The sequence below is a fragment of the uncultured Thomasclavelia sp. genome, assembly GCF_944324745.1.
Taxonomy (GTDB): domain Bacteria; phylum Bacillota_I; class Bacilli_A; order Erysipelotrichales; family Coprobacillaceae; genus Thomasclavelia.
Window position 1 is genome coordinate 1 of the sequence record NZ_CALUXO010000064.1, and the last position, 11,417, is coordinate 11,417.

The following is an 11,417-nucleotide window of genomic DNA, read 5'->3' on the forward strand; positions in this document are numbered from 1 at the left end:
CCCGGTAGAAAATACAAGCGACATGTCAAGCCAAAGACTACCGTATTCTTTAACTATCGTTATAACTAACATAATTTATTATATACCTTGAAAAATGTAGTTTCAAGACTACACTTTTTTAGCTTGAATAAATATTAAAAATCAGGAAAAATATATTTACATATAATTCCTGGCTAAAATTTTATCATCTTAACTTAATGACATTGGCCTAAGTGCTTCTTCATTTTTTTAGATGTTGAAAAATTAAACCGAAAATCAAGCCGGTTATTGCTAAAACACAGCCAAGCAAATAATTGTTAAAAAAGAAGCCTAAACTATTTCCGATAATAAAACCACCAATTAGCCACCATTCAATTGAATCATCATTTTTGCCAGGAATTTCAATTTCTAAAGCTTCATCAATTGAAGATTCTAGAGTTATTGCCAAGTCCTTTAAACTATTTACATCGGGGATTGTTTCGTTTAGTTTTCATTTACAGATGGTCTGTCTAGCAACATTTATTTGATTAGCTAATTGCTCCTGTGATAAGCCTTTTTCCTTTCTTTTAGTATAGATTATTTTTCCTAAGTTCATATCTCTCCAGTTACTTCTAGTTTATCAATAATTACTGCAATGTCTAGCAATATTAAATAAAATTTACGCCCTTGATAATAACATGCTATTTAAAAAAACAAAAAAGAGTGGTCTACCACTCTTCGATGATTCCTTTAATTAATGTTGCAAAGTTTTTCTCTGATTTAGCTGCAATATCAATAACTTCTTCATGAGAAAGTTCTTCGTCTGATAATCCAGCTGCTTTATTAGTAACTAAAGATATTCCTAATGTTTTCATATTACAATGGCGAGCGACAATGGCTTCAGGAACGGTTGACATTCCGACAGCATCAGCTCCTAAAGTTCTAAGGGCTCGAATTTCTGCTGGAGTTTCATACATAGGGCCTTGGGTAAAAGCATAAACTCCATCTTTTAAATCGATATTATTTTCAGTTGCAACTTTGTGAGCTAATTCGCCGATTGTTTTATCATATGCATTACTCATATCTGGAAAACGAGGACCAAAATCATCAAGATTAGGACCTCTAAGGGGACTGTCCATAAATAAACTAATATGATCTTTAATCAACATTAACTGACCAGGTTTTAGGTCATCACGAATACCACCACTGGCATTAGTTAAAATTAGATTTTCGATTCCCAGTTGGCTAAAGACTCTAATTGGAAGGGTAACAATTGGCATATCATTACCTTCATAATAATGAAAACGACCTTTCATAGCTAGAATGGTTTTACCACCTAATGATCCAATGATTAATTTACCAACATGTCCTTTTAAATTAGTTAAAGGAAAATGGGGGATATCACGGTAATCTAATTCAACGGGATTTCTGATTTCATCAACTAAATGTCCTAGACCAGAACCTAGGATAATCGCTAAATCAATTTTTCCATGATATTGCGATTTGATGTAATCAGTAGCTTCATTAATTTTAATGCGCATAGATTGTACCTCCTGCTTTCAATTATAGCATAAACTTGCTAAATGTATTATAATGAAAATATAAAAATTGTTAAGTAATTTATTTTGTTTTCTTGTCAATGCTGGAGGTGCCCCATGAAATCATCTTATCGCCTGGAACATACTAGATTAAAGGATAGTAAAGTCTTTCGCGATGCTGTTCATAATTATATTCATGTTGATCAGCCAGTTATTTTAGCTTTAATTAATTCTAAAGAAATGCAAAGACTTAGAAGAATTAAGCAATTAGGTGGTGTTTATCAGGTCTATCAAAGTGCTGAGCATTCGCGATTTACACATTCTCTAGGTGTTTATTATGTGGTGAGTAAAATGATTTTTGAAAGTGCTATTGGTCAGGCTTTAACTGATTATGATAAGCTAACGGTTTTATGTGCGGCTTTATTACATGATGTTGGTCATGGGCCTTTTTCGCATTGTTTTGAAGAAGTTTTTAAAATTCATCATGAGGATTATACGATAAAAATTATTAATGGAAATAGTGAGATTAATCATATTTTAGAAGGTTTTGATACTGGTTTTGCTAGAGTAGTTAGCAGTGTAATTGAAAAAACTCATCCTAATAAAATTTTAGTTCAAATGATTTCCAGTCAGTTAGATGCAGATCGCATGGATTATTTACTTAGAGATTCTTATTTTACTGGAACTACTTATGGTCATTTTGATATGGCACGAATTTTACGAGTGATGCAAGTTGATAATGGAAAGATCGTTTTTAAAGAATCTGGAGTCCAGGCAATTGAAAACTATATTTTAGCTCGTTATCATATGTATTGGCAAGTTTATTATCATCCAACTAGTCGTAGTTATGAACAACTGTTAATTAGTATTTTTAGACGGATACAGGATTTGGATCGACAAGGTTATGATTTTGGTGATATTCGATATTTAAAACCTTTTATCAAAGGAACAGTTGATGAACAAGAGTATGTAAAATTAGATGAAAACGTAGTTATTTATTATTTTATGATTTTCAGTGAAGGAAATGATTTGATATTAGCGGATTTATGTCAACGGTTTTTAAATCGCCATCTGTTTGCTTATCGAGATTTGAAAGATGAAGCTGATTTTAAACAGACTAAGAAGCTTTTTAAAGAAAAAGGCTATGACCCACGTTACTATGTAGTTTGCGATGATCAAAGCCAGGTACCATATTTATATTTTGATCATAATGATGCAATTAGTGAAATTGAAATTCTGGTGGCTGGAAAATTGCGCTTTTTACCAGAAGTATCAGAGATTGTTGGGGCTATTATTAATTCTAAAAATTATAAAGATGATCGAAAAATATTTTATCCCGAAGAATAACTTCGGGATTATTCTTTTTTAAACCAATAGATCGTTCCATTTTCGTCAAAGTCACCAGTTAAAGGATTGATTGGAATTTGTTGAATTTGATCAGTTGGCTGATACCAGCTAACTTCATAGTTTTCATTAGTATAATTTAAAACATCATAAACAACTTTTTTGGCAACAGTTTTATCAGCGGTTGTCGTCATTTCCCGGTTATCATCATAACCGACCCAGCTGGCAACTAGAACTTGAGGATTATAAGCCACTGCCAGATTATCAAAATCAGTACTTCCAGTTTTACAGGCATTAATATTATCAAGTTGATAATCAGCCATTGTTGCTTGAAGATAAGTACTAAATACATCATTGAACGATGAGGTTAATAATTGCGATAAAACAAGACAAGTATCCTGGTTTAGCAGTTGTTGATTACTAGCCTGATGCTCATATAAGATTTTTCCTTCATCATTAGTTATCTTTTCAATCGTGTATAAATGATTATAAACACCTTCACTGGCTAAACAGTTATACATATTAGCTAAATTATAGATATTAGTATTTAATGTTCCTAAAGCTAATGAAGCATTAGCTTTAACATCTTTTAAACCAAATTTTTTAATCAAAGCTGCTAAATTTTCTTCTCCTAAAAAAAGATGAGTCTTAACTGCATAAATATTATCAGAAACAGCAATAGCTTGAGCTAATGTAATTTCTTGATAAGCATACTTATCATTAAAATTACTTGGGCTATATGTCGTATTATCATCTAATTTAAAAGTTGTTGGTTCACATAAAAAAGTTGTTGTCGGGGTAAAACCATTTTCTAAAGCGAGATAATATAGTAGTGGCTTTATAGTACTACCAATTTGTCGATTAGATTTAGTAGCACGGTTATATTGTGATAAAGCATAATCTTTACCACCAGTTAAAGCTAAAATTTTACTGGTATATGGTGCTACAACAATACTGGCTGTTTCAACGTCGCTATCTTGTGTATATTCTTGACTGCTGTTTTCAATTACTTTTTGATAATCTTGATTAAACGTAGTATAAACATTTAATCCCTGATTTAAATAAGTATTAGTATAAAAACCTAAATCTTCTAGTTCATCAATAACAGTATCCTTATAATAATTATTACTGATATTTTCATCAGTTTGATGAACTTCAGCTAAATTTAAATCACTTTCTAAGACACTTTCTTTTTGACTTTCACTAATTTCACCACAGTTAATTAAAGCATCTAAAACTAGACTCTGTCTTTTTCTGGCTGCTGTTTGATCATTTAGCGGTGAATAATAAGTTGGTCCGTTAACCACTCCTGCTAACATGCTGCTTTCATTTAAATCTAAATCTTTCGCACTTTTACCATAAAAATACTTGGCTGCATTCTCAATCCCGTAAATTCCATGACCAAAATAAACATTGTTGATATAGCCTTCTAAGATTTCATCTTTAGTTAAGTGGGTTTCTAATTGCATAGTCAAAAATGCTTCTTTAATTTTTCTGGACCAGGATTTTTCATTGGTTAGATATAATAGTCGGGCATATTGTTGGGTAATCGTGCTGGCTCCCTGAGATTTATCTTGGTTAGTTAAATTAACTTTCACAGCTCTTGCAATCCCGATAATATCAAATCCTCGATGTTTATAAAAACGCTGATCTTCAATGGCAACGATACTTTTTAAAAAATCATCACTAACATCATCTAAACTGACATAATGACCGGCATAATCATTAATTGATTGATAAAAGATATCTTCACTATCATCGTATAATTTTAAATATCGATTTTTGTTTAAATCTGGTTCCCCAAAACAATATGCAATCAGATAAAAAGATAACAAAATCGCAAAACTACTGGCACTTAAAACAACTAATATTTTTATTACTTTTTTCATTTATTTAATCACCAAAAGTATTCTTGACTTATTTGTGTTATAATATGCACTATATTATTGTAGTAACTTTTAAAAATGAAAAGAAAGATGGGATTGAATGAGTCAAGTAATTAAATTAAATTATCGCAGTGTTTTTAAATATGAAAATGAGACGGAGTCTTTTAAATATCATGGAATTGCCTCATTGGATAAAAAAGATAATCAGACGATTATCAGTTATCAGGATCAAAATAAAATAAAAATAGTTTTGAAAGAAAATGAGGTAATTTTACATAATGATGCTAGTATTTTACGTTTGCACCAGCACCATCCGGTTATGAATCATTATCAAACTGCATATGGAGCCTTAAAATTAGAGACAAGGTTAATCAGTTATGAATGTGGGGATACTATTAAAATAAAATATGGATTATATGATGGGATACATTTATTAAGTCAGGTTTATATTTTGTTGCAATATCAAATTTTGGAGAATTAGAATGAAAGTTTTAAAAGTATTACAAAACAGAATTGTAATATCAATCAGTTTAATATTATTACAGATTATTTTAATTGTTTTTTTCTTACAATATCTTATTGATGCAATCTGGATCAGAACATTTTTAATTGGTATTAGTTTTTTTGTTGCTTTATATATAATTAATAAGGATGACGATGATTCTGGTTATAAGATTATCTGGCTAATTCCAGTTCTGGCTTTTCCGGCCTTTGGTGGTTTATTGTATGTATTTTTTGGTAACAAAAAACCAGCTAAAAAGCTGCAGGATGCTTATTTATTGCAAGATCAGGCAATGGAGCCATATCGTTATCTCAATGACGTTCACCAAACGATTGAAGATGAAGATATTAAAGGACAAGTAAATTATTTAGTTAGGGAAAATTATCCAGTCTATCATAATAGTGAAATCAAGTATTATCCTTTAGGTGAAGTGGCTTATTATGATTTACTGGCAGAATTAAAAAAGGCTAAGTATTTTATCTTTATGGAATATTTTATTGTTCAAGAAGGTGAGATGTTTGATCGGGTCTTAGATATCTTAAAGGAAAAGGTCAAAGAAGGAGTAGAGGTTCGTTTTATGTATGACGATATGGGCTCTTTAACGATGCTGCCATATCGTTATTATCAAAAGTTACAGGAATGCGGTATTAAGAGTATTGCCTTTAATCATATTGTTCCGCTATTATCGATTGTAATGAATAATCGAGATCATCGTAAAATTACTGTAATTGATGGTAATGTTGGATTTAGTGGCGGTTTTAATTTAGCTGATGAATATATTAACGCTAAAGTAAAATATGGTCACTGGAAGGATACTGGTGTTATGATCAAAGGGGAAGCAGTTTGGAATTTAACGTTAATGTTTTTAACGACCTGGAATGCTTCATTAAACCAAACTGAAGATTATGACCGCTATCATCCACGTCACTATCCTTTACCGGATATTAGACCCAATGGTTATATTTTACCTTATGGCGATTCACCATTGGATAATAAACCAGTAGGAAAAAATGTTTATTTGAATATTATTAATCAGGCGCAACATTATTTATATATTTCTACGCCTTATTTAATCATTAATGATGAGTTGAAAAATGCTCTTTGTTTAGCGGTATCTCGAGGTGTTGATGTTCGTATTATTACTCCAGGAATTCCAGATAAAAAGCTGGTATTTAAAGTAACTCGTTCTTATTATGAGCATTTAGTTTTAGGTGGTGTTAAAATCTATGAATATACACCAGGGTTTATTCATGCTAAAAACTTTGTTTGTGATGATAAAGTGGCCACTGTTGGAACCATCAATCTAGATTATCGCAGTTTATATCTGCATTTTGAATGTGGGGTATATATGGCTAATACTGAAGCAATCAAAGATATTAAAGAAGATTATTTATCAACGCTTAAAGAGTGTCAGGAAATGACTTATAATAATGTTGTCAAAGGACGGTTTCGAGGCTGGTTTGAAGCTATTTTACGGTTATTTGCACCTTTATTATAATATTTTAGTTTTGGGAATTGAAAGATGTTTTCAATTCCTTTTTTATGATAAATTTTATGTAAAAATCTTTTAAAAACATTGACTTAATGAGGGTTTAATGGTAATTTAATAAAGATATGTAAGGACGTTAGAGGAGGGCTATAATGGCAATTAATAAAATTGAAACAACTTTAAAAGAAACGCTGAAACAGGCTATTATTAATTGTGGTTTTGTTAGTGAATATGATTTAGATAGTATTGTAATCGAAATTCCTAAAGATAAAGCACATGGGGATTATTCTACTAATCTGGCAATGCAGTTAACAAAATTATTAAAAAGAAATCCCCGGGAGATAGCTAATGAAATTGTTGAGGCAATTGATCAAGATGCTGCTCAAATCGAGAAAATTGAAATTGCTGGTCCGGGATTTATTAATCTGTTTTTAGCTAAAAATATAATGACATCAATTATTACTGATGTATTAAATGAAAAGGAAAAATTTGGTAATAGTGATTACGGACAAGGAATAAAATATAATGTGGAATTTGTCTCAGCTAATCCTACAGGTGATTTACACTTAGGACATGCTAAAGGGGCTGCTGTTGGAGATAGTATTTGTCGTATTATGTCAGCAGCAGGTTATGATGTTACAAGAGAATATTATATCAATGATGCTGGAAATCAGATTTATAATTTAGCGTTATCATTATATGCTCGTTATCGTCAGGCTTTTGGTCTAGAGGCAGAATTACCAGAAGATGGTTATCATGGTAAAGATGTTATTGATATTGCCCAAAAAATCAAAGAAACTGAAGGCGATAAGTATTTAAATATTCCTGAAGAAAAAGCGATTGCTTATTTTAGAAATAAAGGAACTGAATATGAATTACAGAAAATTAAAGATATTTTAAATCAATTTAGAGTATCATTTGATGTCTGGTTTTCAGAAACTTCTTTATATGAAAATAACTGTGTAGTACCAACGGTTGAGAAACTAAAAGCTGCTGGTTATACTTATGAAGCTGATGGAGCTTTATGGTTTAAATCAACTGAATTTGGGGATGATAAAGACCGGGTTTTAATTAAGAGTGATGGAAGCTATACTTATTTAACACCTGATATTGCGTATCATTTAAATAAGTTAGATCGTGGTTATGAATATTTAGTTGATTTATTCGGTGCCGATCATCATGGTTACATTAACCGAATGAAAGCAGCAATCCAGGCGTTAGGATATAATGCTAATCAATTAAATATTGATATTATTCAAATGGTTAGAATGATGAATAATGGGGAACCAGTAAAAATGTCAAAACGGACTGGAAATGCGGTTACAATTCAAGATTTAATCGAAGAAATTGGAGTCGATGCCACACGTTATTTCTTTGTTTCTAAAGCCGCTAATACACCATTTGATTTTGATATTGGTTTAGCAAAACAAAAATCAAATGAAAACCCTGTTTATTATGCTCAATATGCACATGCTAGAATGTGTTCAATTAAAGCAGCCGCTAAAAAAGCAAATTTAAAATTTAGCAATCATTATGAATTATTAGTTAATCCTAAAGAAATTGAGTTAGTTAAGCATATAAATGAATTTAGAAATGTCATTATTGATAGTGCAATTAATCGTACACCACATAAAATTGCTAACTATATTCAACGATTAGCACAGTTATTCCATAGTTTTTATAATGAATGTCATGTAATTGATGAAAATAATTTAGAATTGAGCGAACAACGTTTAGCTTTAGTGGAAGCTACTAGAATTACTTTAGCTAATGCATTAAACTTAATCGGTGTTAGTGCTCCAGAAAAAATGTAGGAGGATGATATTGATGGATAGTATGGATAAATACCATGATATGTCAATGGTTGATGTAGCTTTTGAATTAATGTCAAAGAAAAAATCAGCAGTAAACTTTTTTAAATTATGGGAAGAAGTTTGTCAAATGAAAAAATTTGATGAACAACAAAAAGAAGATAAAGAATCATTATTTTATACTAGTATTACAATTGATGGTCGTTTTATCACTGTTGGTGAAAATAACTGGGATTTAAGAAGTCGTCATAAATTTAGTGATGTTCATATTGATATGAATGATATTTATAGTGATGATGATGAAGAAGGATCAGAAGAAGTAGATGAAGATGTTGATTCTACAATAGAAGATGATTATAGTTAAAAACAAGCAGCAAATTTTTGCTGCTTTTAATTTTTCAAGAATTTTATTTAGCAAAATAGAAAAAGGCTTTATCTTTGCTACTATTAACTAAAGAAAATTTAAGTTATACTAATAGTAGATGGAGGTGCTCTATGAAATATTCACAAGATGGCAAACAATATCATTTAGGAATTGACGAAAACGATATCGGACATTATGTAATTTTACCTGGTGACCCTAAACGTTGTAAAAAAATAGCTCAATATTTAGATAATCCTGTATTAGTTAGTGATAAACGGGAATTTACAACCTATACTGGCTATTTAGATGGGATTAAAGTAAGTGTTACTTCAACAGGAATAGGAGGTCCTTCGGCTGCTATAGCTTTACAAGAACTAGTTAAATCAGGTGCTAATACTTTTATTCGGGTCGGGACTTGTGGTGGTATGGATTTAAAGGTCAAAAGCGGCGATTTAGTTATTGCTTCAGGCGCAATTCGTCAAGAAGGGACCAGTAAAGAATATGCTCCAATTGAATTTCCGGCAGTGGCTGATTTTGATATTAACAATGCTTTGGTCAATGGAGCTAAAAAATTAAATTATAATTATCATATAGGGGTAGTTCAATCAAAAGATTCTTTTTATGGTCAGCATGATCCTGCAATCATGCCAGTTAGTTATGAATTAGAAAATAAATGGCAGGCCTGGTTACGTTTAGGAACATTAGCTTCAGAGATGGAAACTGCGGCTTTGTTTACGGTAGCCAGCTATTTAAAAGTACGCTGTGGAGCTATTTTATTAGCAGTAGCTAATCAAGAACGAGAAAAACAAGGATTAGAGAATCCAGTTGTATTAGATACTGAAAAAGCCATCAAAGTAGCTATTGCGGCTTTACGATTATTAATTAAGGAAGATTAAAATGATTAGAAAAGTAGAAAAGTGTGATTATCCTGAAATTGCCAGAGTGATGATGCGGGCATTTAAACAGCCACCATGGAATGAAGACTGGCAGTATCAACGTGCTTATCAAAGAATTGAACAGTTAGATGATGGTAAGTATACTCGCTGTTATGTGTATATCTTAGATAATAAAATAGTTGCAGTTCTTTGTGGTAAGTTGATAACTTATGTTGACGATAATGAATTGATGATTGAAGATTTTTATGTTGATCCTGATTATCAAAGGCAAGGAATTGGCGGTTTATTGATGGAAGAGGTTAGTAAAGAACTTGATGATGTGGCGTATTTAACGTTATTGACAGGTAAAGAATTTTATAGTGTTGATTTCTATCGTAAAAACGGGTTTATAGTTAAAGATAGTCTAGTATTTATGTACAAATCATTAAAATAAAAAGCTATGTTGAAGTGGATCCTGATTAAAAGGATTCGTTTCATCATTAGCTTTTTTTAAATTATTTCATCAATTAAGCCATATTGCATGGCATCAACGGGATCAAGAAAGAAGTCACGATCCGTATCTTTTTCAATTTTAGCTAAAGGCTGATTAGTATTTTGACTTAAAATCCGATTCAATTTATTTTTTTGCCGTAATATTCGTTTAGCGCTAATTTCAATATCACTAGCTTGGCCTTCATAAGCACCAAGTGGTTGATGAATCATAATTTCACTATTTGGTAAACTACGTCTTTTTCCCTTGGTTCCAGCACTCAGTAAAAAAGCGGCCATACTTGCAGCCATGCCGATGACAATCGTTGATACATCACATTTAATAAAGTTCATTGTATCATAGATAGCAAAGCCAGCATTAATACTGCCACCAGGTGAATTGATATACATAAAAATATCCGAATTATTGTCTAAAGATTCTAAATATAATAGCTGTCCTACGATACTACTGGCCATTTTATCATCAATGGTTCCTGTTAATAAAATGATTCGATCTTCCAATAATCTCGAATAGATATCATAAGCATATTCCCGTTGATTGGTTTTTTCAATTACTGTAGGTACTATATGCATAACTAACCTCCTTATTTAAGTATAGTTATTTACCGGTCAATTATTCATTAAAGCCAAAGTTTTTCTAGCTATGTAAAAATTTAAACAATTTCTTGTTAGTTTTATGAAAAAATCACTTCTTGTAACCCCAAAATTAAAAAAAATTTTAACGAAACCTTATAACTCTAGTTGCATTTCTAGGGTTTCTGGAATATAATATTATCATAAAAATGAACATTCAAGGAGGAATAAAAAGAATGGCAGTAAAAGTAGCAATTAATGGATTTGGACGTATCGGACGTCTAGCATTCAGACAAATGTTTAATGCTGAAGGATATGAAGTTGTAGCAATCAACGATTTAACAGATCCTAAAATGTTAGCACATTTATTAAAATATGATTCAGCACAAGGTAAATATGCTTTGGCAGATACAGTAGAAGCAAAAGAATCTTCTATTGTTGTAGATGGAAAAGAAATCGAAATCTACAAAGAAGCAGATGCTTCTAAATTACCTTGGGGAGAATTAGGAGTAGACGTAGTATTAGAATGTACTGGTTTCTATACTTCTAAAGCTAAATCTCAAGCTC

The 11,417-nt window shown here is 31.2% G+C and carries 13 protein-coding genes; 8 read left to right on the forward strand and 5 right to left on the reverse strand.

The window, feature by feature from the left end:
- Positions 1–220 precede the first annotated feature (220 nt).
- The 3 genes from Q0K54_RS08160 to Q0K54_RS08170 all read right to left on the reverse strand — a co-directional run bounded on the left by Q0K54_RS08160 (position 221) and on the right by Q0K54_RS08170 (position 1,499).
- Positions 221–427, reverse strand: a complete 207-nt coding sequence (locus Q0K54_RS08160) for a hypothetical protein (RefSeq protein WP_294580054.1) — start codon at positions 425–427, stop codon at positions 221–223.
- A gap of 42 nt (positions 428–469) precedes the next feature.
- The gene (locus Q0K54_RS08165; protein WP_294580056.1) at positions 470–574 is read right to left on the reverse strand and encodes a helix-turn-helix domain-containing protein; all 105 of its coding nucleotides are present in this window, start codon (positions 572–574) and stop codon (positions 470–472) included.
- Between the two features lie 112 nt (positions 575–686).
- A complete protein-coding gene (locus Q0K54_RS08170) occupies positions 687–1,499 on the reverse strand; it encodes a purine-nucleoside phosphorylase (RefSeq protein ID WP_294580057.1) in 813 nt (270 codons plus the stop codon).
- A 114-nt stretch (positions 1,500–1,613) separates the two neighbouring features.
- Here Q0K54_RS08170 and Q0K54_RS08175 point away from each other — a divergent pair, with 114 nt between their 5' ends.
- Entirely contained in the window at positions 1,614–2,843 is a 1,230-nt protein-coding gene (locus Q0K54_RS08175; protein ID WP_294580058.1) for an HD domain-containing protein, read from the forward strand.
- Between the two features lie 8 nt (positions 2,844–2,851).
- Here the strand turns inward: Q0K54_RS08175 and Q0K54_RS08180 are convergent, their stop codons facing one another.
- Positions 2,852–4,729, reverse strand: a complete 1,878-nt coding sequence (locus Q0K54_RS08180; protein WP_294580059.1) for a transglycosylase domain-containing protein — start codon at positions 4,727–4,729, stop codon at positions 2,852–2,854.
- Positions 4,730–4,826: 97 nt separating this feature from the next.
- Between Q0K54_RS08180 and Q0K54_RS08185 the strand changes: the two genes are divergently transcribed.
- The 6 genes from Q0K54_RS08185 to Q0K54_RS08210 all read left to right on the forward strand — a co-directional run bounded on the left by Q0K54_RS08185 (position 4,827) and on the right by Q0K54_RS08210 (position 10,221).
- Complete coding sequence (locus tag Q0K54_RS08185) at positions 4,827–5,207, forward strand: DUF1934 domain-containing protein (protein WP_294580061.1); 381 nt, start codon at positions 4,827–4,829, stop codon at positions 5,205–5,207.
- Between the two features lies 1 nt (position 5,208).
- On the forward strand, positions 5,209–6,726 hold the full coding sequence (gene cls / locus Q0K54_RS08190; RefSeq protein ID WP_294580063.1) for a cardiolipin synthase: 1,518 nt from the start codon (positions 5,209–5,211) through the stop codon (positions 6,724–6,726).
- A 143-nt stretch (positions 6,727–6,869) separates the two neighbouring features.
- Positions 6,870–8,531, forward strand: a complete 1,662-nt coding sequence (gene argS, locus Q0K54_RS08195; protein WP_294580065.1) for an arginine--tRNA ligase — start codon at positions 6,870–6,872, stop codon at positions 8,529–8,531.
- Between the two features lie 13 nt (positions 8,532–8,544).
- A complete protein-coding gene (gene rpoE / locus Q0K54_RS08200) occupies positions 8,545–8,892 on the forward strand; it encodes a DNA-directed RNA polymerase subunit delta (RefSeq protein ID WP_294580067.1) in 348 nt (115 codons plus the stop codon).
- A gap of 131 nt (positions 8,893–9,023) precedes the next feature.
- Entirely contained in the window at positions 9,024–9,788 is a 765-nt protein-coding gene (udp, locus tag Q0K54_RS08205; protein WP_294580069.1) for a uridine phosphorylase, read from the forward strand.
- 1 nt (position 9,789) lies between these two features.
- Positions 9,790–10,221: a GNAT family N-acetyltransferase gene (locus tag Q0K54_RS08210; RefSeq protein WP_294580071.1), complete on the forward strand. Its 432-nt coding sequence runs from the start codon at positions 9,790–9,792 to the stop codon at positions 10,219–10,221.
- A 56-nt stretch (positions 10,222–10,277) separates the two neighbouring features.
- Here Q0K54_RS08210 and Q0K54_RS08215 read toward each other — a convergent pair whose 3' ends face one another.
- Entirely contained in the window at positions 10,278–10,850 is a 573-nt protein-coding gene (locus Q0K54_RS08215; RefSeq protein WP_294580073.1) for an ATP-dependent Clp protease proteolytic subunit, read from the reverse strand.
- A gap of 236 nt (positions 10,851–11,086) precedes the next feature.
- On the opposite strand from Q0K54_RS08215, the gene Q0K54_RS08220 reads away from it, so the two are divergent.
- Positions 11,087–11,417 (forward strand): glyceraldehyde 3-phosphate dehydrogenase NAD-binding domain-containing protein (locus tag Q0K54_RS08220; RefSeq protein ID WP_294580075.1); only part of this gene is annotated, 331 nt, incomplete at its 3' end.

Excerpts from the sequence above, each read along its gene's own strand:
- rpoE (WP_294580067.1), top strand. The coding sequence starts at position 8,545 with ATGGATAGTATGGATAAATACCATGATATGTCAATGGTTGATGTAGCT.
- Q0K54_RS08165 (WP_294580056.1), bottom strand. The coding sequence starts at position 574 with ATGAACTTAGGAAAAATAATCTATACTAAAAGAAAGGAAAAAGGCTTA.
- Q0K54_RS08215 (WP_294580073.1), bottom strand. The coding sequence starts at position 10,850 with ATGCATATAGTACCTACAGTAATTGAAAAAACCAATCAACGGGAATAT.
- Q0K54_RS08170 (WP_294580057.1), bottom strand. The coding sequence starts at position 1,499 with ATGCGCATTAAAATTAATGAAGCTACTGATTACATCAAATCGCAATAT.
- Q0K54_RS08180 (WP_294580059.1), bottom strand. The coding sequence starts at position 4,729 with ATGAAAAAAGTAATAAAAATATTAGTTGTTTTAAGTGCCAGTAGTTTT.
- Q0K54_RS08210 (WP_294580071.1), top strand. The coding sequence starts at position 9,790 with ATGATTAGAAAAGTAGAAAAGTGTGATTATCCTGAAATTGCCAGAGTG.
- Q0K54_RS08175 (WP_294580058.1), top strand. The coding sequence starts at position 1,614 with ATGAAATCATCTTATCGCCTGGAACATACTAGATTAAAGGATAGTAAA.
- Q0K54_RS08185 (WP_294580061.1), top strand. The coding sequence starts at position 4,827 with ATGAGTCAAGTAATTAAATTAAATTATCGCAGTGTTTTTAAATATGAA.
- udp (WP_294580069.1), top strand. The coding sequence starts at position 9,024 with ATGAAATATTCACAAGATGGCAAACAATATCATTTAGGAATTGACGAA.
- argS (WP_294580065.1), top strand. The coding sequence starts at position 6,870 with ATGGCAATTAATAAAATTGAAACAACTTTAAAAGAAACGCTGAAACAG.
- cls (WP_294580063.1), top strand. The coding sequence starts at position 5,209 with ATGAAAGTTTTAAAAGTATTACAAAACAGAATTGTAATATCAATCAGT.